Source organism: Ruegeria sp. CF5 (assembly GCF_056537325.1).
Genome location: NZ_JBQFRI010000016.1, coordinates 20211 through 44247, shown reverse-complemented (window position 1 = coordinate 44247; position 24037 = coordinate 20211). Strand labels below are relative to the sequence as shown.

Below are 24037 nucleotides of genomic sequence, written 5' to 3'. Positions count from 1 at the left end.
AGATCAGAGCACGAGCCTGCCACACTGGCGTGCAATCCGTCTGCGTGGCGGTCGGATGACGAAGTATAAGGGACAAGTGGCAAGTTACGCTCCAGCACTGGGACGTGTGCTTTCAGGCGTTTCCGCAGCGGCACTTGGCGCGACCACATTACTGACTGCAGGCTCTGCGCTTGCGGGGAGCTGCGTCCCGCAGGTCCCCGGCACATTCTTGTGTTCCGGGCCAGCTGATCCGGTAAACGACATCAGTGTGACGATCATCAACGGCGCGCCCATATCTGTAGAAACGACACCGGGCTTCGGCATTGACCCTTTCAATTCCGCAAACGCCATGGATCTGTTCAGTAATTCGGGCCTGACCTTCACCGACAATAATGCTTCAACCATCATTTCGCGGAGCAATGACGCGCTTAGGGCTGTCGTTTATGGCGGCGGCGATTTGACGGTGACCACGACCGGCACGCTCAGCGGAGCCCGACACGGTATCTACGCCCGAAATTATGGTGTGCTATCGGCAGGGAATCTCTCAATTACAGCGGCGAATGTCAGCGGAGCAGCTGTCGACGGGATTTATGCCAGGAATGACCGTGGCACCGGCCTTTCAGTCACAACTTCCGGGATCGTTTCAGGGGGCCGGTCTGGAATCCATGCCCGAAACACCGGTAGCGGTGCGCTGACGATCACGGCGGCGGCGGTCACCGGGTCCGGTGCAGACGGTATTTTTGCCTACAACGGCGCCACTGGAACTGATCTATCGGTTACAGCTGCTCAGAGTGTCAGCGGCGGTAACAATGGCATAATGGCCAGTAATCAAGGTACAGGAACGCTGACAGTTTCGACTGCGGAAGTCACTGGAACCAACGGCTTCGGGATAAGAGCGGCAAACTATGGCACCGATCTATCGGTCACGGCATCGGGTGCGGTTACGGGTAGTCGCAGCGCGATCTCGGCAAGCAATCGCGGCAGCGGAGGTTTGACGATCGATGCTGGAGACGCAATCAGTACAAATGATGGCTACGGCATCAATGCCCGCAACTACGGTGCAGGCGCGCTGGTGATCTCAGCCGCCAATGCCACCGGGACCGCCAATAATTCGGGCATTTTTGCCGGTAACAGCGGCACCGACCTTACGATTACCACAACCGGACTGGTCACAAGCAACTGGCGTGGGATTTCCGCAAGAAACACCGGCACGGGTGATATGACCCTTTCGGTTGCGGATGTAACGTCGACCCGCCTGAACGGGCTGAACCTGACCAACTATGGCGCTAACCTGTCGATCACATCCACCGGAACGATCAGCGCTGTAACGAAAGGGATCGAAGCACGTAACCAGGGCTCCGGCGCGCTGACGGTTTCCGTCAACAACGTTACAGGAACGACGGAAGAAGGAATTTACCTTCTCAATGCCGCCTCAGGAACGGATCTGTCCATCACCGCTGCGGGAACGGTCACAGGCACGACCGGAATTGCAGCCACCAACCAAGGCAGAGGTTCGCTGACGATTTCTACGTCGGATGTCGCTGGCACCGCTGGCAACGGTCTGATCGCCCGCAACGAAGGTGGCACCGATCTGTCGATCAATACGCAGCGTGGCACGGTAACCAGTAGTGGTGATGGAATTGTTGCACTTAATGATGGCAGCGGCGCGCTGACGATCTCTTCGGCGGTTGTCACGGCGACTGGGCCAAATGGAATATTTGCGCTTAACAGGGCGCCTGCAACTAACCTTTCAATCACAACCTCAGGGCCGGTAACTGGCTCAGTCAACGGGCTTTACGCGGTCAATCTGGGCAGCGGTGCTTTGACTATTTCAACTGCCGGAGCAATCGGCAGCAGCGGCGCAGGAATATACGCCAGAAACGAGGGTAACGCCGACCTGACTATCAGCACGTCTGGCACCGTCAGCGGCGGGTTTCGGGGTATTTATGTCCGCAATTATGGCAATGGCGCGTTGCGGGTGAACGTTGCCGGCACCGTTAATGGAGGTTCGGGCGCAGCGATTGACGCCCGAACTAACTCTGGTGGGATGAGCGTGCTCAGGCTCGGCAACGGAGCGTCGGTCACGTCCACATCCGGTGAGGCGATCACCAACAACGGCGGCAACAGTCAGGTCACCTTGGGCGCGGGGTCTGCGGTAGCAGGAGCCGTGCGTCTGAATGACGGCATCGACGCGCTGACGATTGAAGGAGGCGCAGATATCAGTGCGGCAACCCTGTTCGACGGCGGTGGCGGCACGCAGGACGCGCTGACCTTTTCAAGCTTCAGCGGCGGTTTTGATGGCGCTCTGTTCACCAATTGGGAAAGCCTGACGGCAGACAATGGAAGTGTCCTGACTCTGGACAGTTCAGCCTCAGGTATTGGATTTATCGCGGCAAACAACGGTTCGACCATCACGGCCGGGGATGCAAACCTGTCTCTGAGCAGCAACCTTCGGATCGACACAACCAGCAGTTTCCGGGCCGGATTTGCCGGATCGGGTGCGGTCAGTGTCAACGGTGACGTCAGCAACGATGGCCTTGTCAGTTTGGTGGATGGGCACGGGGGCGATCGCCTGACCATTGGCGGCAATCTGTCGGGGTCCGGTTCTGTGGCGCTTGATATCGATTTTGATGCCGGAACCAACGACCGGTTGATTGTAACAGGTAACAGCACAGGGGCACAGCAGGGATTGCAGGTTCGGAAATCCGGTGGCCATACAAACCTGCAGACCTATGCGCTTGCCTCAGTTACCGGCGCAAGTTCCGCCAACGATTTCCATCTGGCAAACGGTGATTTCGTGACCAAAGGCGGAGAAGCCGCAATCATCGGTGGCGCATATACCTTCCTGCTCGATTACGATCCGGCAACCGGTGAATTCGTTCTCACTCCCTTCACGGCAAACGGCGGGGTGAACATGAATCCGAACCGTGCATTCCTTGCTGCCGGCATCCAGCAGTTCAGCGACCAGATTGCATTGGATGGCGCGTTGCGCCGCCTGACCGGCAGAACAGGCAGTGAAGACGCGAACACTGTCAGCCGGTCCCTGATCGAACTCAGCTCTTCAGACCAACCACTGGTCTGGTTGAACGCTGAAGGTGGGCGTGACCGCTATACGTCAGGTGATCGCACGAATGAAACAACCAGCGGCGGCCTGCGTGTGGGCGCCAGTCTGCCATTTGCCGAGATCGGCAGCGGCTCCTTGATCGGTGGGTTTGAATTCGGTGCAACAACACTTTCAACAAACAGCGAAACATCTTTGGCTGACGGCAAGATTGACACCGACGCGTACGATGTGACGCTGAGCGCGTTGTGGTTGGCTGATAGTCAACTCTATCTGGACGGCCAAGTGCGTTATGCGTTCTTTGACAGCACAACCCGGCTGGCAGGCGGACAGGAGGTTGACACTGACGGCGATGGATATGCGGCCTCGATCGAGATTGGCAAGTTCTTCAGTATGAACAACGGCCTGAATATCATTCCACAAGCGCAGCTTCTTTATAGCAGTGTTGATGCCGACGATCTCAACGATGTTTCAAGCGGTGCCGCCGGAACGGTCTCTGACCGCGATACGCTGAGTGCGCGCATAGGTTTGCGGGCCGAGCGGGAGTTCGGCACCGGCGTCTTTTTTGGCCAGTTCGACTATTACCATGCTTTTGATGATGAAACCGGAGTGTCATTCGGCAATAACACAATTCTGACCGAGCGCGGCAGGAACAACCTTGCTCTAACACTGGGAGGACACATGGACATCGCAGCAAACACCATTTTGTTCGGAGAAGTATCCGCCCAGAGCGGATTTGGCAGCAGCTCTGACGACTATGGCGTTGCCGGTCAACTGGGTTTCGAGTTCCGGTTCTGACCCCTCCTCCACGAGACAATGACGGCGCACTCCTCCTCGCGCCGTCTCTTGTGGGCCACTGCACAGCTCACTCACAAAACCATTCACGGGCAAAGGTGGCCCACAACCAATTAACCGATCAAACAGAAGGATCAACACGATGAAATCTCTAATCTCCACGGCACTGGTCTTGGCGGCATTGGCCGTTCATTCGCCGGCTCAAGCGGAAGATCTGGAATTCCTGCTCTACAACGACAGCAGTGCCGACCTGATAGAATTCAACGTCTCCCCGGCATCATCCGATGATTGGGAAGCAAACCTTTTGGCGGGTGGCTATCTGGCCCCTGGATATGAAGTTGGCGTGGATATCGCAGACGGGTTGACAACCTGCGTCTATGATATCCGTGGCGTCTTTGCTGACGGTTCCGAAGCCGAAGACTACGAGCTGAACCTGTGTGATCTGGGTGAATACACTTTCACCGACTAGGTATAGATGCATTCGTAACGGCGAAAGCTCCGAGAGGTCGGAGCTTTCCTCAACCACTTGATCAGGCTGTCACCAAACAAGCTGCTCAGTCCGAATAAAGTCCAAACTGACAACTGCGCTTCATTTTGCGGACCAATGAATATGATACCTAATAGGTGAGAACGGCTCGCACCATTGGATCAAATCTTAGCCAAAACTCTAGTAAACCAATAGCCTAAGGGTTTTTCATTTTAGGAGATCAACGTGACCAACCACATAACTCTCAGAGATGGTAGAACACTCGCTTTCAGCACTTACGGCGACCCAAACGGAACACCTGTGATTTTTAGCCACGGGTTTTCCGACTCTCATGTAATTCGTCAGCCCGACGACAGTCTAACCGCCTCGCTTGGAGTGCGATGGATTGCAGCAGATCAGCCCGGTGTCGGAGGGTCGAGTCCGAAGAAGGATCGGAAAATGGTCGATTGGGGTGCTGATATGGAGGCCCTAGCGGATCATCTTGGTCTCGATACATTCAACGTCGCGGGCCATTCCGGGGGCGGCCCTCACGCTTTGGCGGTGGCATATCACATGCCCGAACGTGTGCGCAAAGTTGCACTCGCTTCTCCTGTGGCGCCATTCGATGAGCCCGGCGTTACCAAAATGCTGGTACTGAAGGATCTGAAGACCATCGCGAAACTGCGCCATCTGACTGTATTGATCCGCTGGGCGGAGCGTATGGGCGCCAAAAGTGCTCTAAAAGACATCCCTTCATATGTGGAGTCTGTCGTTGACCAAATGCCCAACGAAGCCAAAACAATACTCCGCAATCCAGAGCAGCAGGCCTTGTTCGAAGAGAACTTTCGTCTTGGTTATCAACAACAAGAGGAAGGTGTTTTCGAAATGACCATGGCTCTTTGGGATTGGGGATTTTCGCCAAAGGCGATCCGGCAACCGGTGGAGATGTTTTATGGTACTGCAGACGATATCATCTCGCCTGAAATGCCTCGGCACCTTTGCTCTGAACTTCCCAACTGCACCGCGCACGAGTGGGCGGGCGCAGGACATTATGGGTTTGTGGACCGCGAACGGTGGACCGAATTTGTCGGCGCGGTTGCCAGTCTGTCGTAGCAAGTCAATGGAAACTTTGGCGGTAGTATAAGTGTGGGTCCGGGCCAATCTGATCAGAGGATTCCGCCTTTGATCAGAGGTCCACAGTGAGCCTGAAGTTGCTTTCAGATCATTGGGTCATATGCCCATTGCAACAAGGCTTGCCGTTGGCGTGGACGACAGAAGATATCCCCCGGAAAGCAATTAGCACGAATTTGGCCAGCGTGACGGGAAAATGCTCTCCAACGTTTGATCTGGATTGCATCGACTTCTGGGATGCGTCGACCCAAAAAATAGCGGCAATACCACTGAAACCACCCTCGCGGGTCAGGTCCAAATATCCAGCCCTTTTGCCGCCAATGCGAGAGAGGCTGACGGCTCTTTACGCCAAAATAATTGTACTTTGGATCTGGCGTTTCACTTATCTTGGCTTTTTCGAACCAGCTTGACGGGAATTCACTGACGCAATCGTTGCAGTATTTCCCTTCAAACACGCCCATTTCCAACATTTCTTTTGGGGACAAGAATGGTCGAAATTCTGGCGAAAAATTCTCGCCCAGGGGCGCCTCTAACCGATATGTGTAACCGGTCTGCATGCGGTCGCTAACTTTGATTGAATCGCCGATTTTCATCCCTCAATAAATATAAGGAAATTCAAATGGTTCCAGTCTCAAATCTCGGCAATGTCCCCTTTGTCCGCATTGGAGCCTACTTCTGCGAGAATTGGACCGATGACCGCTCTTGCGGAAACAGAACTGAAACTTGAAGCTCAAACAGACATGAGCCACCTTTTGAACGTTCTCACTGTGGCCCGCTCTTCTTCGCCCGGTCGGCAAACAAAGTAGAGCCCACGGTTCAATGGAACGCTAGTTTCATCAAGACGAGTCAGCCGACCGAGTTCCAAGTCTCTCGCTGCCAACAGATGCCTCGCCAATGCGACGCCTTGCCCATCAATCGCGGCCTCCAAAAGAACAGCGCTGTCCACAAATTTGGTGTTTCGTGAATTGATCCGATCTGCGCTCAGCCCAACTTGCGCCGCCCAGATGTCCCACCCGGTATTGAACGCATCGTGCAACAATGGGAAGTCAGCCACATCCTCGGCGCGCATTGGCAGCGGCATTTTCTCAACGAGGGACGGCGCGGCGACGACAATCAATTCCTCTTGTCTGATTTGCTCATGATAGAGCCCATCCCAACCGGGTACCCCAAACCGCAAGGCGACATCGACCCCGAACCTATCAAAATCGGCAAAGGCATCATTGGTATCCAGCAACAAGGTGATATCCGGATGCGCTTGCTGAAACGAACTTAGCAAGGGCACAAGCCATTTTAACGCCAGCGATGTCGACAAAGACACCGTGATCGATTGGCGGTGATGCTGTCGCTTCACCTCCGACACACCCAACTGCAAGGCAGAAAACGCCCCGCGTGTTGACTGGTGCAGGCGTTCCCCAGCCTCGGTCAGTTCAACGCCATTGGGCCGACGATGAAAAAGCGTCACGCCAAGATGCTGTTCCAGCAACTTGATTTGCCGACTGATCGCGCCGTGAGTGACGCTCAAAACATCCGCAGCCTTTGTCAGGCTGGAATGGGCCGCGGTTTCGTCAAAGGCCTGCAGGGCACGGAGGTGTCTGAGGTTTTCCGTCATGTGAGAATATTTAACAGCAACATCAAAAAAACTCGATAGGAATATTTAGTTACAAACAGTTATATCGGGATCAACCGAAGAACCCTCACGCAATCTAGTTAATCGAGAGACATATGACCGGCATGTCGCCCAAGCCACGGACGCCAGCTTAACGCCTGTCTGCGTCTTCACCCCTCCCCTCAGCTGGCAAGAAGTTCACCGCAAAGACGGAAGCTACTGTCTTGGAAGTAAATTTGGGCAGATATGAGCAAAAAAACAAAACTCGACCTCAAAAATACAATTGAAAGCGGCTACAGAGCGCTACAGAGGAATGGCAAAGTGGCAAGCATTGCCCCGTCGCTTTTTAGCAATGGAGACTGTCGCCTCAGCTCCGAAAAATCCCACATGAACCCACTCATTCATCAATGCGCCACTGAAGACACCTCTTGAGATCACGACAGATGAAGATGTGACCATCACTCACATTGGTGCAAGGGGCGCAACGCACGGACCAAACACATCGACGAAAAGAAATAGATCGGCGTTACGATGACGTCGGCAGGAAGTAAATTTGGGTAGACGTTGAATGACCACGAAACAGGCAAACACCGCACAGAAACCGGCGCACAGCAGCATGAAGCGCCTCGTTCTAAATTCTGCCGTTGCAGCGAGTGTCTCCGGGTTGGGCTACTCGCGGCAGGTCTACGCGGGGAGTTGTTCCTTTTCCTATGCGACGAACACGTATCTCTGTACCGGTCCCGCGAGCCCCACAGGCATCGACAGTGGTCAAACTATTAATGGCGGGAACAATCTGGTCGTAACATCCAGCCCTGATTTCGGGCTCGACAATTCCAACTCACCTGCATCCGCCGATGCTCTGCGCCTGCGAGCGACTGGTTCAATGTCAGTTACGATTTCAGGAAACGTTACAGGAAATCAGAGAGGTATCAGCGCTCTGAATTATGGTTTCAGCAGAGGTACGTCGACGATAACAACGACAGGAACCGTGATCGGTGAAGGCGGAAATGGTATCTACGCCAGAAACCGCGGCAACGGTTCAAGAGCCACAGACCTGACCATCAACGCAGTGGATGTAACCGGTGCGGCGGCCGGTATTTACGCGCGTAACGGAGGTACCGGAAATCTATTCGTCACTGCATCCGGACAGGTGCAAGGTGGTTCCACAAACGCACCGGGCGATGCTCTTGACGGCATCTATGCTCGCAATGAGGCAACGGGAGGTGACCTCACCATAGAGGCAAATCACTCCACGGGGGGGCTTCAGGGCGCTGGCATCGATGCGCGTAACGAAGGCACTGGAAATCTGACCATCACTGCATCCGGACAGGTGCGGGGTGGGACCCTTGCAGACGGCATCTACGCTCGCAATGAAACGACGGGAGGTGACCTCACCATTACTGCAAATCACTCCGCGGGAGGGCACGACGGCATTGATGCGCGCAACTACGGTACCGGCGATGTATTGGTTTCTGTGACGGGCGACCTTATCAGCGGCAATGACAACGGTGACCGCGGCGTCGAGGTTCGCAATAGTGCTGCGGGCGGTGCCGTTACGGTCGATGTGGCAACGGTCGTTTCAGAAGACAGTGGCGTTTTCGTTCGCAATCAGGGCACGGGCGATCTGAACATTTCGGCTTTGGGTTCAGTAACGAGTAATGGGGCCGCTGGGGGCACTGGCGGTCCTGGTTTTGATGTACAACACAGCGGTACAGGCAACATCGATATTACGGCATCCGGTGAAGTAAACAGTAACGATTCAGGTTTCGAAGTGAGGCACAGCGGCTCGGGTGACGTGAACTTTACCGCCGGATCCAATGTAACGACGGGCGGGACCGCAATTCGAGTTCAGCATAACGGCCCTACCGGTTCTGTGAATGTAACAACCTTGGGGGATGTCGACGGTCAGGGCAGCAATGGAATCTTAGCCCTGAATAACAGCTCGGGTGCTTTAACAATTTCCAGCGCAGGTACTGTATCCGGCGCAAACGATTTCGGAATTGCGGCCGGCAATTCCGGCACTGATCTGTCTGTAGATCTAGTCAATGCTTCAGGTAATGATGCCGGTGTCGCCGCATTCAATTCCGGTACGGGTGATTTGTCGATCACCAGTTCAGGAACCGTCACTGCCATTAACGGTTCGGGTGTTTATGCCAGAAACGCAGGCGTAAATCTGACCGTCGATGCCACCGAAGTAATGGGCACAGATTTTGGCATAGACGCTGTTAATAACGGCACCGGCGGGCTGACCATCAACGCGGCTGATGTCACCGGCACAGGTGGTGACGGGATTTACGCACAGATCACAAACGCTGCCGCAAACGGCGATCTGTCGATCACCACGACTGGCGATGTCATGTCAGGAAGAACCGGGATTGTTGCCCGGCACGCTGGTGATGGCAGTATTTCGATCGCCACGTCCGGAGAAGTCAGCGGCGTTGATACTGGGATTGTGGCCGAAACCGCTTCCGCCCAGCTTAGCGTGATTGATCTGCGGGATGGTGCTGCGGTCTCGGCGACCTCCGGTAACGCAATCAGCAACAACGATGGCGATAGTCAGATCACACTTCGGTCCGGGTCTTCGGTTGCAGGTTCTGTCCGGCTGAACGGTGGCAGGGACGCGCTGATTGTCGACGGTGGTGCGGATATCAGCGCCGCGACACTATTCGACGGCGGAGATGGTGCCGAGGATATTCTGACGTTCTCGGGATTTTCGGGTGCGATGGATAATCTTTCCATTGCCAATTGGGAGAGTGTGATCGCGGAGAATGGCAGCGATCTGAACTTGAACTCCTCACCTTTGAACGTGCAAATTTTGGAAATCAGAGCTGCTTCCAGTGTTACCGCAGGAATCGCCGACTTCAGTTTCGGTGGTGATCTCCAGGTGAATGAGACCGGTCAGTTCCTTGCTGGAGCCGTTGGGCTGGGCAAAGTCGCACTCAACGGCAATGTGCTCAATAATGGCCTGATTTCGCTGGCCGATGGAGCGGCAGGAGACCGACTGACATTTGGCGGCAACCTTGCGGGCAGCGGAACGATCGGTCTGGACGTGAACCTGACCAACGGCACCAATGACGCGGTGTTCGTGTCGGGTGACAGCGCCGATTCTGATCAGGGTCTGCAGGTGGATGCAATTGGCAGCACTGTGGACACTCCACAAACCTTCACCCTAGTCACGGTGTCCGGAGCCAGCACCTCCAGCGATTTCCGACTGGTTAATGCTGATTTCGTTACCAACGACGGGGCGCAGGCGATCAGCGACGGGGCGATTGCCTATCGTCTTGTGTATGATGCTGCAGCGGGTGAATTCGTTCTGACTCCATTTGGCAATTCCGGAGCAGTGACCGGAAACCCGGGCGGTGAGTTCTTCGCGGCCAGTATTCAGCAGTTCAATGACCATCTCGCCTTTGGCACCGCCCTTCAACGGGTCATGGCCGCACGGCAGCGCGGATCGTCCGACGCCAACACGGTCAGCCGGGCCCTGAGCGAACTAACTTCGACAACACAGCCTGTCGTATGGGTGCAGGCCGAAGGTCAGCGCGACAGCTACACCGTCGATGATCGTGACGTTGCAACAAACAGCGGCGGATTGCGTTTTGGCGCGGGTATGCCGTTGGCCGACCTTGCAAGCGGTCTGGTGTTCGGCGGGCTTGAGTTCGGGGTCAGCAGCCTATCCACCGATGTAACCACGTCGCTGACCAGCGCTGACATTGACACTGACGCCTACGATGTAACGCTCAGCGCTTTGTGGATCCACAACGGTCAGCTCTATGTCGACGGACAACTGTGCTATGCCATCTTTGACAGCACGACCCGCCCGAATGGCGGAGTAGCGGTGGATACGGGCAGCACGGGTTTCGGTCTGTCTGTCGAAGTCGGCAAACTTGTTACGCTGCAAAACGGGCTGACATTGGTGCCGCAAGCGCAGCTGATGTACAGCGATATCGACACGGATGATGTCACCGATCTTACCGGCGGCGGACAAAGCGGATCATTGGCCGACGGGGATACTTTGACAGCCCGTTTGGGTCTGCGCGCCGAGCATAATTTTGCGTGGAATTCCGTGCTGTTCGGCCAGGTGGACTATTACCATGCTTTCGACAACAAAACCGGCGTGACATTCGGCAACAACACTATCCTGACAGAACGCGGCAGGAACACTGCCGCTCTGACGTTGGGCGGGTATGTAGCGCTGTCTGACAGAACCACCTTCTTTGGCGAAATCAGCGGCGAAACCGGTTTGGGCAGCAATTCCAGTGACTATACCTTCGGCGGCAACATCGGATTTGAATTCCGGTTCTAGGACACGTATGCCGGTTGGCTTTTCTGTTGGAATAAGATTTGTAACGTCGCGAAACACCAGATCTGTCGGAAGACGCTGAAACAACAGGATGGATGAAAACGACGTGAATGGTTCTGCGGAAAGTCAGCCTGAGCAAATTGCCGAAGACGCGTTTGAGGCGCCTGCAAAATCAGATGCGTCTGATGTGCGCTACTCAATATCTGCCGGGTTTTCGGCGCGGTTGACAGGCCTCGGGCTATCGATTGCCTTTTCGTCCTATCAGTCCGGGTTGTTGTATCTTGTCGGTACCAAACCGGATGGCGGGGTCAATATCCACCAGATGAGTCTTCCTCGCCCGATGGGTCTGCACCGGCATGGTGCGCACGGGCTGTCTGTGGCTGCTGACGATCAGATCTTGCACTTTCAGAACGTTCTGGAACCGAAAGAGCGGATGAACGACATTTTCGATGCGGGGTTCATGCCCCGGCGGAGTGAATTCACCGGGCGGCTGGATTTGCACGATCTGGGCGTCGATGCGGATGGGCGGTCGATTTTCATAAACACCCGCTACAATTGTCTGGCCACGCCCGACCCGCGCCACAGTTTTCGCGAGGTCTGGCGGCCGCCTTTCGTCTCTGCATTGGTGGACGAGGATCGCTGTCATCTGAACGGATTGGCGATGCAAAACGGGCGGCCTCGATATGTCACCGCTGTCAGCCGCTCGAACACGATCGATGGTTGGCGCGACCGGCGCGCGGATGGCGGAATTGTCATCGATGTCCAGAGCGATGAAATCGTCTGCCAAGGCCTCTCGATGCCGCACTCTCCTCGGGTGCACGAAGGACGCCTTTGGGTGCTGAACTCGGGCCGGGGCGAACTGGGAGAGGTTGAGTTCGACAGCGACGGCAAAGGCCGGTTTGTACCCCATGTCTTCTGCCCCGGCTTCACACGAGGGCTAGCGATTCATGGCCGCTTTGCGTTTGTCGGACTGTCCAAGCCACGCTACCAACGGTTCGAAGGGTTGGAGCTGGACGCCAAACTGGCCGAGGCCGACAGTGATCCTTGGTGTGGCATTCAGATCATCGACCTTGGGACCAAAACCTGCGTTGACTGGTTGCGCATCGACGGGGCAGTTGCCGAACTTTACGACCTTGAACTTTTGCCAGGTCACCTGTGCCCAATTGCCATTGCGCCAAGCACGCCCGAAGCGGCTTCGCTGGTAACGCTGCCTCAGTCCAGCTAGCAGTTCCCAAAGTGAATTGACTGCAACAATCCAGATCGCGAGATACTCTATCCGATCCAACTATCAGCGGGAGCCCGCCACCGACGTCATTCGGTGGCAGGTAAATTCTCACACAGTTCGGATCAGAGCTTGATGCGGAACGCCGCGAATCCGTCTGTTCCTTCCCCGGCATCCTCAATTGAGACACCCTTGACATCGCCCATGTAATCCCGCGCTTTCGGGCCGGTTTCGAACAATACAGTCGTGTCCTCAAGTGGAGCAAACGACCAATTGGCATCTGCTTTGGGATCAATCGTGCCCTGCTCGACGATATAGCGCACGATGACGTCGCGGTTGGTATCCGGGGCCTCGAATACGACGGTGTCACCTAATGCGCCGGGGAAAGAACCGCCGCCAGATGCACGATAGTTGTTGGTGGCGATGATGAACTCCATTTCATCCGTGACCGGCGCACCGTTGAAAGCAAGGTTGACGATTCGGGCTGCATCGGGGTTTACCTCTTCGCCCTTTGGCCCAAAGCGCGAAGGCTGGGACAGGTCGATCTGATAGGTCACACCGTCCATCACATCGAAATTGTAGGATGGGAATTCCGGGTTCAAAAGGATCGCATCCTTGGAGCCTACTTCAACCTGATTGAACATGCCGGCCGAGCGTTCCAGCCAACCACGCACCTGCGCACCGTTCACCCGGACCGCCCGCACAGTGTTTGGATAAAGATAGAGATCGGCAACATTCTTGATGGCAACGTCACCGACTGGAACATCGGTGTAATAGTCCGGGCCACCACGACCGCCAGCCTTGAAGGGTGCCGCCGCTGACAGGATGGGCAGGCCTTCGTGCTCGGTGCCTTTCAGCATCTCGTCGATATACCATTTCTGCGCGATCGAGACGATTTGCACAGACGGGTCATCTGCGACCAGCGCGAAATAGCTGTGCAACGGGGCCGAAGTCTTTCCAACAGCACGGCGCACATAAGCCAGCGTTTCGTCGTGTTCCTTTGCAACCGAATCCAGAACTTTCTGATCATCGCCGACCAAAGCTGTGATTGAGCGGTCTTCGTTGCGCTTGGAAATGGGACGCGCCTCGGACGTGGTAGTCACTACGCGCCATTCATTTCCGTCCCGTTCCAAAAGCAGGTCCAGCAGTCCAAGGTGCGACCCCCAGAAGCCGCCCATGACGGCGGGTTTGCCCATCAGCGTGCCGTTGTCCACATCGATCCCGGGGCGGTCTGCAAATGTCGGTGACGGGAACACCAGGTGGTTGTGACCCGTGACCAGCGCGTCGATCCCTTCGACACCGGCCAGAACGACTGACGCGTTTTCCATGCCATCTTCGTGATCGGCGCCACCAATCCCCGAATGCGACAGTGCGATGATCAGATCACATCCCTGTTCCCTCATCTCAGGCACATAAGCCCGAGCTGTCTCGACGATATCTCGCGCTTCGACGTTGCCTTCAAGATGCTTACGATCCCAGTTCATAATCTGGGGTGGCGTGAAGCCTATTACACCGATTTTGATCGGATGTTTGGCGCCGTCGCCCATTTCGATTTCGCGGTCGAGAATGGCGTAAGGCTGCACAAGCGTCTTGTCGTCGCGCGGGTTTGCACCTTTCTCTTTTGCCACATTGGCCAGAACAACCGGGAACTCTGCCCCTGCCAGCGCCTTGTCCAGAAACTCCAGGCCGTAGTTGAATTCGTGATTGCCGAGCGTGGCAGCATCATAACCGACGGTGTTGAACGCGGTGATGATCGGGTGGCTGTCTCCATCTTTCATGCCACGTTCATAGGCGATGTAATCGCCCATCGGATTGCCCTGCAGAAAGTCGCCGTTGTCGACAAGCATCGAATTCGTCGCTTCCGACCGGATTTCGTTAATGATCGACGCTGTACGGGACAGACCCACTGTGTCACGGGGTTTGTCTGCATAGTAGTCATATGGGAAGACATGGACATGTATGTCTGTGGTTTCCATAATCCGTAGATGCGCCTGATTGTTGGCCGCAGCCGCTGAAAACGGGTGCAGGGTGATGGCCGCAGCACTGGCAGTCGTAGTGGCGAGGAACTGGCGACGGGATATTAGTGATCTGCTGGAGAACGACATAGGTCACCTTTCAAGTTTGTTGGTCAACGCGCCTTTTGTCGGATTCTCACAACAACCATATGACACGGGTTGCCAGCACATCTGACGCGTCGTTTGTAGGCGGTTATGTTCAGTACCATACCCAAACTTCATGTGTTGGCTAGGGTATGTCAGGTGGGAAACCCTCTGCCGGGGCACTGTTGCTAGCTTATGGCCTTTGACGTGCGCGCCGCCAACAGGTGATTGACAAGAGTGACGCCAACACCGTGGGCATCAAAGCCATCAACAAAATTCCGAAGAGCTTGGTCTGCCCGATACAAAAAGGAGATGGTTGAGGCGGGAATACTTGAACAACATCGTCAAGCAGGACCATCGGTTTCATCAAAAGGCACGTGGCCAATGCTGGGGTTCAAGGCCTGCGCTTCAGCAGCGGCCAAACTCGACAGAATGGAAGTGGCGCACATAATCCGCAATGGTCAACTCAAACCGGAATCAGTCCGGTTACGCCGTTTCCGAAACCCGCAAGATCACCACTGTACCCTTCACCTCCGGCTATGGTCGCGGTGTCGCAATTTCGCGCAAGGACGGATCCGAGACCTATATGAATTTAGGCACCGGTGGCGTTGGCGCCGCGTTGCGGCGAACGCAACCGGCATAAAGTACTAGAGGTCGCCTGAGTTGAACTGCCACCACACTTCGACGCGACTTCAGAAACTTGTGCTGAGACAGGCCGTATAGCCATTTACCGCATCGCTACCAAAGTAACGGCCCCTAAAGCGCGTGGATGTGCCCCACGACATTTGGTTTCGGACACATCCAGCTTAAGCCTGAAATCTGCGCGCCAGCCAGTCCGTGCCCAGTACATTAGCCTGAGCGCCAATCAAGGCGTCCGACTGAGTACGACCAATAGAAAGAGGGGCAAGTTGGCGAAACTTCCAATTATACGTCAGTCATTAGATTCCGAAGTAGTTCCGTTTCGGTTTTTCCTGTCATCTGGCTTACGTTGAAACGTAGAAACGAGTTTTTGGATTGAGTTGGGCTGAATACATTTCCAGGTGCCAGAACAACACCTTTCTTGAGAGCCATTCGCGCGAGCACTGCTGCATCCATCCCATCGGGAAGCTCGCACCATAGATAAAACCCACCTCTGGGCTTCACGAAGGGTCTTATGTTTATCGTGTTCAACTCTTTGATTGAACGCGTGCGGACCCGATCCAATTTTGTCCTAAGCGATTCCATATGTTTGCGATAGCTCCCGTCGGTGAGCGCCGCATATAGCAATTCTGTGACCATCGGGCTGGGGCCACCGAAGCTGATCGCAACCTGTAGTTCGGTCAGGGCTGCAATCCAATCAGGGCGCGCCGCTATGTATCCGCATCTGAGCGACGCCGAGAGCGTTTTGGAGAAGCTTCCAATCGTTAGAACCCGGTCCATCCCATCCAATGCTGCCAATCGCGGGGAAAGATCGGGTTCGAATTCGGAAAAGATAGCGTCTTCCACGATTTGCAGATCATATGCCTCAGCCAAAGACAACACGCGGTGTGCGGTAGCTGCGGCAATCGTCGCACCCGTTGGATTGTGCAATGCCGAGTTGGTCAGGTAGAGCCGCGGGCGTTCATTTCTAAGCACACATTCAAACTGGGTTAAGTCGGGGCCATTGGGCGTATATGGGACACTGACAATTGTGATCTGATGCGCCCTCAATAACGCTTGAAAATTGAAGTAGCACGGATCATCCACCAAAACCGTATCGCCAGGCTTGAGAAGCATCCTGCAAATCAAATCCAGTGCCTGAGATCCGGAATTGGTAAGCAGAACAGTATCGGGATCCACCTCTATGTTCTGGTCGCACAACACCCGTGCCACATGTTTTCGCAGACCAGCATGGCCCTGCGCGCTACTATAGTCGGTGAGCACGCTACCTTCGCCACGTGCCACCCCGCGCATGGCGCGTCGGAGCGACTCGACCGGCATCCAGTCGGCAGGCATCCACCCACATCCGGGCTTTGCAATATCGTCTCCGGCATCAATCGATTGTCGAGCCACCCAAAGCGGGTCGATTTCCCGATCAAGCTGCGGTCCGGTTTGTGATACAACAAAGGGCTGTGCGCGGTCCGTCACAAAAAAGCCAGACCCGCGTCGGGCAAAAATAGCCCCTTCAGCAGCCAAGACATCATAGGCCTCTACCACCGTCGAAGGTGACACGCCCAGACGGGACGCGAGGCCTCTAACCGAAGGCAGTTTGTCGCCAGCTCCGAGTGATCGAGATCGAATACGACGATTGATGTGTTCCATCACAAGGGTTCGACGGGTCGCTGTCACCATTTCCAACCTTCTCTGTATGGCATCATCTAGCAGTACAGTTTGTGATAATTGTGTTGCTTTGTACCTGCATCTGTTGCGCCACTCCAGCTACAAGCTCCAAAAAAGGACCCTTTGTTGATGAATTCCTCATTTTCTGGCTGGGGCAGCGGACTGCTCGGTGTGTTGATCTTCAGCGGATCACTACCTGCCACGCGGGTGGCTGTAGGTGGTCTGGACCCGTTCTTTCTGACATCAATCCGAGCGGTATTGGCGGCTGTACTTGCCTTATTCTTGCTGGTCTTCTTCAAAGAAAAGCAGCCGCCGCGTGCGGATCTGATTTCTGTTTTGATTGTAGCCTTGGGTGTGGTGATCGGCTTTCCGCTTTTGACGGCACTGGCACTGCGGCACATCACTGCCGCGCATTCGATTGTCTTTATCGGCCTCTTACCTTTGAGCACTGCTGCCTTTGGCGTGCTGAGGGGTGGTGAACGCCCCTCCGCGTTATTTTGGGTATTTTCAGTTTTGGGCAGCGCGGCCGTCGTTGGGTTTGCACTTACACAAAGCGCCGACGCCTCTCTCATCGGAGATCTTTTTATGGTGGCTGCCATCGTTGTTTGCGGATTGGGATACGCTGAAGGTGCACTGCTGTCACGCCGATTTGGCGGATGGCAGGTAATCTCCTGGGCGCTTGTCTATTCTCTACCGTTCATGACCGTTTTTGCACTTTTGACTTGGCCTGACACATATACAGGGCTGAACTTGCCGGTCTGGCTCAGCTTGGGCTACGTCTCGATCTTTTCGATGCTGGTTGGTTTTGTCTTCTGGTATCGCGGCTTGGCGCTGGGAGGCACGGCAGGTGTCGGGCAACTTCAGCTCCTTCAGCCGTTCTTCGGCTTGATCCTTGCAGCAGCCTTTTTGGCGGAACCGATAGCGCCATCCATGATCGGGATCACAATTTTTGTGGTTGTATGCGTGGCAGGGGCAAAGCGCTTTGCTTAACCACCACAGGCCTTCTGCATTACAATTCCCTAAAGTTGTCATTCGTGCTCAGCGCGGCACTATTCCATCATCCTGATCTCCACCGCGGCACGCACGGTCATGCGTTCTCTGAGATATTGCTGCGGAGCAACGAGATTTCACCGAACAGAAGAACTGACAATCGTGACATCTTTTATGACGGAATGCTGTTTCGGAGAGCACCGGTTCCGGGTGGCGTGGCAGGTGTCGAATTTGACGCCTCGCGCAGGCTCGGGCACAGTTTGACAATGATCCAAACAGTTCTGCTTGATGTCTCCGGAGTTCTCTACCAAGGGACCGAAGCGATCCCCGGAGCCGCGAAGGCTCTTACCCTTTTGCGCTCCAGCGGGCGGCAAGTGAGATGCCTCACTAACAGCACCCGGCAGCCAAAGCACCGCATAATGCGTAAGCTGCACGATCTTGGGTTCGACATTCAGCCGGATGAGTTATTTACGCCCGTTGCGGCCGCCCTCGATTGGTTGGTCCACACGGGACATAGCCCGCATTTGCTCGTCCATCCTGCGCTTGAGGAGGAATTTTCCTGCTGTGATAGCAGTGGGCCGCCCGCCGTTATTGTTGGCGATGCGGCTCAAGAATTTTCCTATAAAAACATGAACCAAGCCTACCGGTTGTTGCAAAAGGGGGCACCTTTGATCGCTCTCGCGAACAACCGCATTTTCATGGATGAGGATGGCGAGCTGAGCCTTGATGCGGGCTGCTTCGTCAAAGCGTTGGAACACGCCAGCGGAATTCGGGCCCGACTGTTCGGCAAACCGGACCCTGGGTTTTTTAGGGCTGCTGTTGCTGGCACCGGAACCTCGCCTGCTCAGTCAGCAATGATCGGCGATGATGCAGAAAGCGATATTGCTGGTGCACTGGCTGCAGGCTTGGCAGAGGCGTATCTGGTGCGCACCGGAAAATTCCGTGAAGGTGACGAGACTCGATTTGCCCCTGAACCGACGGCTACCGTGGACGATATTTGCGAAGCGGTGGCCTGCTTGACCGGGCGTGACAGCTTGGAGACAGAAGCTCCAACTTGACGGTCGAGGAAGGGTTTGACCGTGCTGGCGGATTGCAGATAAATCCTCATATGGCTTATCACCCAATATTATGGACGTTCCGCCGCTGCCCATATGCAATCAGGGCTCGTCTTGCATTGGCGAGCTCGGGCGTCAAAGTCGAATTGCGTGAAATCCGCCTAAAGGACAAGCCACAAGCTTTCTTGCAAACATCTGCATCCGCTACGGTGCCGGCACTTCGTCTTCAGGACAGGGTATTTGACGAAAGCCTGGATATCATGATCTGGGCTCTCGAACAAAATGACCCCCAGCGACTTCTGGACATGCCTCAGGAAGGGTGGGACTTGATCGCGGAAAATGATGGTCCATTCAAGGATGCGCTGGATCGCACAAAGTATGCTACGCGCTATCCAGATGTTGACCATGCAGCAGAGCGCAGGAAAGCTGAGAGCTATTTGGTTAAACTTGAAGCACGATTGACCGGTCAATCTTGGCTTTTTGGAGATCGCCCAACCTTCGCAGATCTGGCGCTTCTGCCCTTTGTCCGCCAGTTCGCCCACATAGACAGGGAATGGTTTGACGCACAGGAATGGCCGCATTTGATTGCATGGCTGGATCATTTCCTGGCAAGCGAAGCCTTCGCAAACGTAATGAACAAGCACGCGCCGTGGGCAGACGGCGACACACCGCTTTGGTTCAATGGCTAGACCAAGCATGGCGGACCGGACCTCGCGGCAAAAGGACAGTGTAAATCTCGATCAGACCGCTTGCCGCCAGCGATGGAATTGGAACCTTTGCAGGTCCTGACCTCAGCTGCTCTTTTCGACCAGGAAATCGATCATGGCACGAGTCTTGGCAGGTAGGTTGTCGCGGCTGGCATAGATCACGTTGACCCCGATGGAGGGCGGACGGAAATCGGGCAAAATCGCCACCAATGATCCGGCATCCAGTTCAGCCTGACAGGAAAGCTCTGGTAGACGGGTAATCCCGCGCCCGGCAAGCGCTAGTGCCTTCTCTGTATGAGCATCGTTGCATCGAATGCGCGGCGTGATTGGCACAGTGATCACCTCCCCGTCGGGCGCCGGGTAGGTCCAGTTTTGGGTGATCCCGTGAAACGAAAAATCAATCAGTTGATGCCCTTTCAAGTCATCGGGGTGTCGCGGCGTGCCGTTTCGTTTCAGATAAGCGGGCGAAGCCACCGTCAGACCCTGTGTCCGAAAAATCTCTCGGGCGATCAGGTCGGACGGGGGCAGATCGCCGATGCGCACCAGCAGGTCGATCCCTTCACCGATCATGTCGGCGCGACGCTCGGATACGTCGATGTTCAGATCTACTTCAGGGTATCGCTTCAGAAACTCGGGCAGCCAGTCATTCAGCCACCCGTGGGCGAACACCACAGGCACACTCATCCGCAATTCCCCAAAGGGTCGGTCGCCGACCGAATGCAATCGGTCTTGCACCGCGCGGGCGTCCTCCACCATTCGACGCGCGTTTTCATAATAGATGCGCCCGGATTCCGTCAGGCTGATCCGTCGTGTTGTCCGGTTCAGGAGCCGTGTCCCAAGGCGCGCTTCAAGCCGTGCAATCTCTTTGCTGACATGGCTGGGCGTATGCCCCAACAGCTTGGCGCCCGCACTCATACCTTCCTGCTCCACCACTGAGCAGAACAGTACCATGCCGTCGAAGAGATCCTTATTTTGATCCATATGGAATATATGCCGTTCCACATAAGCTATTAAAGTTCACTACAGGCATAGTTACCTTTGTTACAAGCAAAGGAAAGGTCAAACCATGTTAGACATCAGAAACTTCGATCACATCGGCATCCGTATCAGTAATCGCGATGCATCCGTTACCTTCTATGAGTTGCTGGGATTCGAGATGATCGCCGATGGCGGTTTTGACGACGGGCATCCATTGGTGATGCTCCATCCTTCGGGGGTCAACATCAACCTGTTGGGTCCGGCAACGGCAAAGGCGGGCGAAAACGTTCTGATGGACGAGGCAGAGAAGTATCCGGGCATCACCCATCTGGCGGTCAAGGTGAAGGACGCTGAAGCAACCGAAACCTTTGTCACCGAAAACGGCATCGCCATCACGGGCCGCCGAGAATTTCGCGGTACCAAAACCATCTTCATTCGCGACCCGGATCGCAATGTTCTGGAGCTTGTCGGCCCCGGTCCTTCAGTCGCGCAGCTTATTGCCGAACATGTGCACGGCTGAAACCCAAGCAACCAAGGAAACACTCTCATGTTAACTTTCCCAAAATCGCTCGCCACAGCCCTGAGCCTGATCATCGCTGCCGCAGCGCAGCCGGCAGCGGCGGAAACTCCGATGATCAAAACAATAAATGGCGTCGCGGCATATCCAGAAGGCTATCAGGGCACGCCGGTCCGGGCCGCTGACGAAGACCCGTTTCTGTCACCGACCAACTCGGCGTTGATCCTTATCGATTACCAGCCTCCGATTTTGGCTGGGGTCAAGAACATCGACCATGAAGAGCTGATCAACAACACCACGGGTCTGATCAAGACCGCTGTGATCTATGACATCCCAATCATTTTCAGTCATGTCGCCGTGGGCCTGAACGGTTATGATCCGATGATCGAAGAATTGCGCGAACTGGCCCCGAACGCGATCTTTGTCGACCGGACAAATGTCAACGCCTGGGAAGAACCTGAGTTTGTCGCCGCGGTCGAAGCTACCGGCCGTACAAAGCTGATTATGGGTGGTCTCTGGACAGATGTCTGCCTAGCCTATCCCGCGATTGAAGCCGAACTTGCTGGATATGACGTCTATGTACCGGAAGACGCCATTGGCTCGGTAACCCAGCTCAGCCACGAAAACGGCATGCGCCGCATGATCGAGGCAGGGGTCGAACCGATCACATGGAACGTAGTTCCGGCAGAGCTGCAACGCGACCACGCGCGTACTGACAAGTTGCAGGCTGTTACCCGTGTGTTCATGGAACATCTGTTCAAAGTCGACCCAGATACAAAGTGGTAAAACCAACATCTGTCAGGGGCTTCGGTCCCTGGCAGTGAAGTCTAGTTTAGTCCCGACATTGCCTGCTTGCGCTTGGGCAACATCACCAAGGTAGTGAAATTGAGCTCTCAATCCCCTAGATCGAAAAATTCGCCATATATTGCCTGACATCTCATGAATGTTGATACTTGGTTCAATTGATAGGAATTGTATTTCAAGGAGGTCGATGTGCTCAACGGCGCGATGCTTGTCTGGTTTTTATTGACTGGTGCCAGCGTAGCTTTCGTTGTTTGGGATTCAATAAGCAACGGCGTGACCAGTTGGGTTCAGCGCATGGCTTGGATTCTGGTGACGATCTACACAGGACCAGTCGGCCTGTTTTTTTATATGATTACCTGCCGCCGACCGTTTCCAGGCGGACATGACCGTTTCACCCGCACACCGTGGAAGCAAGGGGTCAACAGCGAAATGCACTGCTTAGCAGGTGACGCTACGGGGATCATTGTTGCTGCCACCGTTGTTCATTTCCTCGCGCTATCAAATGGATGGGACATTGTTGTCGAATACGTCTTCGGTTTCGTCTCGGGGCTTTTCATCTTTCAGGCCCTTATGATGCTTTCGATGTATGGAAGTTATTCGCAAGCTGTCCGAAAGACGTTCTTTTCAGAGACGGTCTCGATGAACATGGTGATGACAGGCATGATTCCGACCATGGTCTTGTTGGCCGCGGCTTGGCCGGAATCGGAAGACCCGCTCTCTCCGACTTTTTGGTTTCGTATGAGCTTGGCGGCAATTGTTGGTGGTTTTGTTGCATTCCCGATCAATTACTGGCTGGTTGCCAACCACCTCAAACACGGATGTATGACTCTACCCGGGGCGGATGGCCCGGCACCGGGCAACGGTCACTTGTCTTCAGAGATGAACGGTATGTCCCATAGCGAAATGGAGGACATGCCCAGTCACGGCATGAGCATGAAGACGCTGCCTTTGCACTCAATGTTCCTCTGGGTCATTGGCACCTACGCAATCCTGCTGATCGCAATCTGGGTGACTTCGCGAATTACGCCCATCCATTTTTAGCGCTTCAAAAGTCGTTGGACACCAAAAATCAAGGCATAATTGCAGGCAAAACCCTGGCCTAAATTCACCAAAGTGAATAGCCGCCGCGCTTGTTTTTGCAAGGCGCGCAAAAGCCTCCACGTCATACAGAAGATCCCCGGTTCTACGCGTCTGATCTGTTCGCCGGTCTCTTGGAAAGCCCATGTCGCCCAGCCAGCACATTCCCGACCACCTCGACCGGGCCGGGCGTGAAGTTGCGAAGGTGGGTCATCAGTAAGTTGCCCTGCCGCCAGAGAGATCAAAAACCGCGCCCGTGTTAAACGTGCAGTCCTCGGAACTGAGCCACATCACCATACGCGCGGCTTCTTCGACCCAACCCAGCCGTTTCATCGGCGATTTGTCGATCATGATCTGGACAAATTCTGGCGCCATCTGGTCCAGAATTGCGGTTTTGATTGCGGCTGGGGCGATGCAATTCACGCGAATATAAGTCTGCGCCAGTTCTTTCGCGAGCGATTTGGTAAAGCCGATCACGCCCGCCTTGGATGCAGAATAGGCCGACGCATTTGGCGTACCTTCTTTCCCGGCCAACGAGGCCATGTTGACGATCCGGCCAAACCCCCGTTCTTGCATGACTGGCACGATCGCATGAGCAAGGTAAAAGGTGCCGGTCAGGTTCACCTCGACGACACGTGCCCATGTGGTGGGGTCACTCTCGACCACCGGCAGGGTTGGCCCGGCAAAGCCTGCATTGTGGGACAAAAAGTCGATGCCGCCAAAGGCCGCGCAAGTTTCTGCAACCGCTTCGGCAATCTGCTCGGGTTGGCTTATGTCAACCTTGCACATGATGGACCCGGCTGGCGCATCTTCAGGCTCGGCCAAGTCCCAGATGGCGACGTTTGCACCTGCCGCAGCGTAGTGGCGTGCGATCTCTGCACCGATCCCAGCTGCACCACCGGTGATGACAGCGGTGCGACCAGCGAAGTCATAAGTTACGTTGCTCATGGAC

Annotated in this window: 19 protein-coding genes; 13 read left to right on the top strand and 6 right to left on the bottom strand. The window is 55.1% G+C overall.

What is annotated here, in order from left to right; genetic code table 11:
• Positions 1-55 precede the first annotated feature (55 nt).
• From ACR0NW_RS22825 to ACR0NW_RS22815, 3 genes are all read left to right on the top strand, one after another.
• A complete protein-coding gene (locus ACR0NW_RS22825; protein ID WP_480452213.1) occupies positions 56-3838 on the top strand; it encodes a beta strand repeat-containing protein in 3783 nt (1260 codons plus the stop codon).
• Positions 3839-3977: 139 nt separating this feature from the next.
• Complete coding sequence (locus ACR0NW_RS22820) at positions 3978-4304, top strand: hypothetical protein (RefSeq protein WP_480452211.1); 327 nt, start codon at positions 3978-3980, stop codon at positions 4302-4304.
• Positions 4305-4547: 243 nt separating this feature from the next.
• Positions 4548-5414 (top strand): alpha/beta fold hydrolase, encoded by an 867-nt coding sequence (locus ACR0NW_RS22815; RefSeq protein ID WP_480452210.1) that lies wholly within the window; start codon positions 4548-4550, stop codon positions 5412-5414.
• 104 nt (positions 5415-5518) lie between these two features.
• Here the strand turns inward: ACR0NW_RS22815 and ACR0NW_RS22810 are convergent, their stop codons facing one another.
• A complete protein-coding gene (locus ACR0NW_RS22810) occupies positions 5519-6025 on the bottom strand; it encodes a hypothetical protein (RefSeq protein WP_480452208.1) in 507 nt (168 codons plus the stop codon).
• A 137-nt stretch (positions 6026-6162) separates the two neighbouring features.
• Complete coding sequence (locus ACR0NW_RS22805) at positions 6163-7041, bottom strand: LysR substrate-binding domain-containing protein (RefSeq protein WP_480452207.1); 879 nt, start codon at positions 7039-7041, stop codon at positions 6163-6165.
• A gap of 61 nt (positions 7042-7102) precedes the next feature.
• Between ACR0NW_RS22805 and ACR0NW_RS22800 the strand changes: the two genes are divergently transcribed.
• From ACR0NW_RS22800 to ACR0NW_RS22790, 3 genes are all read left to right on the top strand, one after another.
• Complete coding sequence (locus tag ACR0NW_RS22800) at positions 7103-7288, top strand: ectoine synthase (RefSeq protein WP_480452256.1); 186 nt, start codon at positions 7103-7105, stop codon at positions 7286-7288.
• 318 nt (positions 7289-7606) lie between these two features.
• Positions 7607-11341, top strand: coding sequence for an autotransporter outer membrane beta-barrel domain-containing protein (locus ACR0NW_RS22795; RefSeq protein ID WP_480791955.1), 3735 nt, complete (start codon positions 7607-7609; stop codon positions 11339-11341).
• A gap of 88 nt (positions 11342-11429) precedes the next feature.
• Positions 11430-12563 (top strand): TIGR03032 family protein, encoded by a 1134-nt coding sequence (locus ACR0NW_RS22790; protein WP_480452205.1) that lies wholly within the window; start codon positions 11430-11432, stop codon positions 12561-12563.
• Positions 12564-12685: 122 nt separating this feature from the next.
• Here ACR0NW_RS22790 and ACR0NW_RS22785 read toward each other — a convergent pair whose 3' ends face one another.
• On the bottom strand, positions 12686-14665 hold the full coding sequence (locus tag ACR0NW_RS22785) for a bifunctional 2',3'-cyclic-nucleotide 2'-phosphodiesterase/3'-nucleotidase (RefSeq protein ID WP_480452203.1): 1980 nt from the start codon (positions 14663-14665) through the stop codon (positions 12686-12688).
• A 451-nt stretch (positions 14666-15116) separates the two neighbouring features.
• On the opposite strand from ACR0NW_RS22785, the gene ACR0NW_RS22780 reads away from it, so the two are divergent.
• Positions 15117-15302, top strand: a complete 186-nt coding sequence (locus ACR0NW_RS22780) for a hypothetical protein (RefSeq protein ID WP_480452201.1) — start codon at positions 15117-15119, stop codon at positions 15300-15302.
• Between the two features lie 281 nt (positions 15303-15583).
• On the opposite strand, the gene ACR0NW_RS22775 is transcribed toward ACR0NW_RS22780, so the two are convergent.
• Positions 15584-16939 carry an aminotransferase-like domain-containing protein gene (locus tag ACR0NW_RS22775; RefSeq protein WP_480791954.1) on the bottom strand — a complete coding sequence of 452 codons (1356 nt, stop codon included), beginning with the start codon at positions 16937-16939 and terminating at the stop codon, positions 15584-15586.
• A 147-nt stretch (positions 16940-17086) separates the two neighbouring features.
• On the opposite strand from ACR0NW_RS22775, the gene ACR0NW_RS22770 reads away from it, so the two are divergent.
• The 3 genes from ACR0NW_RS22770 to ACR0NW_RS22760 are packed head-to-tail and all read left to right on the top strand — an operon-like array spanning position 17087 to position 19691.
• On the top strand, positions 17087-17947 hold the full coding sequence (locus tag ACR0NW_RS22770; protein ID WP_480452198.1) for a DMT family transporter: 861 nt from the start codon (positions 17087-17089) through the stop codon (positions 17945-17947).
• Positions 17917-19005 (top strand): TIGR01458 family HAD-type hydrolase, encoded by a 1089-nt coding sequence (locus ACR0NW_RS22765; protein WP_480452197.1) that lies wholly within the window; start codon positions 17917-17919, stop codon positions 19003-19005. Before ACR0NW_RS22770 ends, ACR0NW_RS22765 begins: the two co-directional genes overlap by 31 nt.
• 50 nt (positions 19006-19055) lie before the next feature.
• Positions 19056-19691: a glutathione S-transferase gene (locus ACR0NW_RS22760; protein WP_480452254.1), complete on the top strand. Its 636-nt coding sequence runs from the start codon at positions 19056-19058 to the stop codon at positions 19689-19691.
• Positions 19692-19793: 102 nt separating this feature from the next.
• On the opposite strand, the gene ACR0NW_RS22755 is transcribed toward ACR0NW_RS22760, so the two are convergent.
• Positions 19794-20690, bottom strand: coding sequence for a LysR family transcriptional regulator (locus ACR0NW_RS22755; protein ID WP_480452196.1), 897 nt, complete (start codon positions 20688-20690; stop codon positions 19794-19796).
• Between the two features lie 85 nt (positions 20691-20775).
• Between ACR0NW_RS22755 and ACR0NW_RS22750 the strand changes: the two genes are divergently transcribed.
• From ACR0NW_RS22750 to ACR0NW_RS22740, 3 genes are all read left to right on the top strand, one after another.
• A complete protein-coding gene (locus ACR0NW_RS22750) occupies positions 20776-21207 on the top strand; it encodes a VOC family protein (protein ID WP_480452195.1) in 432 nt (143 codons plus the stop codon).
• Between the two features lie 27 nt (positions 21208-21234).
• A complete protein-coding gene (locus tag ACR0NW_RS22745; RefSeq protein ID WP_480452193.1) occupies positions 21235-21990 on the top strand; it encodes an isochorismatase family protein in 756 nt (251 codons plus the stop codon).
• Positions 21991-22197: 207 nt separating this feature from the next.
• Positions 22198-23049, top strand: a complete 852-nt coding sequence (locus ACR0NW_RS22740; RefSeq protein WP_480452191.1) for a DUF4396 domain-containing protein — start codon at positions 22198-22200, stop codon at positions 23047-23049.
• Positions 23050-23298: 249 nt separating this feature from the next.
• Here ACR0NW_RS22740 and ACR0NW_RS22735 read toward each other — a convergent pair whose 3' ends face one another.
• Positions 23299-24033 (bottom strand): SDR family NAD(P)-dependent oxidoreductase, encoded by a 735-nt coding sequence (locus ACR0NW_RS22735; protein ID WP_480452189.1) that lies wholly within the window; start codon positions 24031-24033, stop codon positions 23299-23301.
• Positions 24034-24037 lie beyond the last annotated feature (4 nt).

Excerpts from the sequence above, each read along its gene's own strand:
- ACR0NW_RS22795 (WP_480791955.1), top strand. The coding sequence starts at position 7,607 with ATGACCACGAAACAGGCAAACACCGCACAGAAACCGGCGCACAGCAGC.
- ACR0NW_RS22825 (WP_480452213.1), top strand. The coding sequence starts at position 56 with ATGACGAAGTATAAGGGACAAGTGGCAAGTTACGCTCCAGCACTGGGA.
- ACR0NW_RS22765 (WP_480452197.1), top strand. The coding sequence starts at position 17,917 with ATGCGTGGCAGGGGCAAAGCGCTTTGCTTAACCACCACAGGCCTTCTG.
- ACR0NW_RS22805 (WP_480452207.1), bottom strand. The coding sequence starts at position 7,041 with ATGACGGAAAACCTCAGACACCTCCGTGCCCTGCAGGCCTTTGACGAA.
- ACR0NW_RS22820 (WP_480452211.1), top strand. The coding sequence starts at position 3,978 with ATGAAATCTCTAATCTCCACGGCACTGGTCTTGGCGGCATTGGCCGTT.
- ACR0NW_RS22790 (WP_480452205.1), top strand. The coding sequence starts at position 11,430 with ATGGATGAAAACGACGTGAATGGTTCTGCGGAAAGTCAGCCTGAGCAA.
- ACR0NW_RS22810 (WP_480452208.1), bottom strand. The coding sequence starts at position 6,025 with ATGAAAATCGGCGATTCAATCAAAGTTAGCGACCGCATGCAGACCGGT.
- ACR0NW_RS22785 (WP_480452203.1), bottom strand. The coding sequence starts at position 14,665 with ATGTCGTTCTCCAGCAGATCACTAATATCCCGTCGCCAGTTCCTCGCC.
- ACR0NW_RS22780 (WP_480452201.1), top strand. The coding sequence starts at position 15,117 with ATGGTCAACTCAAACCGGAATCAGTCCGGTTACGCCGTTTCCGAAACC.
- ACR0NW_RS22770 (WP_480452198.1), top strand. The coding sequence starts at position 17,087 with ATGAATTCCTCATTTTCTGGCTGGGGCAGCGGACTGCTCGGTGTGTTG.
- ACR0NW_RS22760 (WP_480452254.1), top strand. The coding sequence starts at position 19,056 with ATGGCTTATCACCCAATATTATGGACGTTCCGCCGCTGCCCATATGCA.
- ACR0NW_RS22775 (WP_480791954.1), bottom strand. The coding sequence starts at position 16,939 with ATGGAACACATCAATCGTCGTATTCGATCTCGATCACTCGGAGCTGGC.
- ACR0NW_RS22750 (WP_480452195.1), top strand. The coding sequence starts at position 20,776 with ATGTTAGACATCAGAAACTTCGATCACATCGGCATCCGTATCAGTAAT.
- ACR0NW_RS22735 (WP_480452189.1), bottom strand. The coding sequence starts at position 24,033 with ATGAGCAACGTAACTTATGACTTCGCTGGTCGCACCGCTGTCATCACC.
- ACR0NW_RS22745 (WP_480452193.1), top strand. The coding sequence starts at position 21,235 with ATGTTAACTTTCCCAAAATCGCTCGCCACAGCCCTGAGCCTGATCATC.
- ACR0NW_RS22755 (WP_480452196.1), bottom strand. The coding sequence starts at position 20,690 with ATGGATCAAAATAAGGATCTCTTCGACGGCATGGTACTGTTCTGCTCA.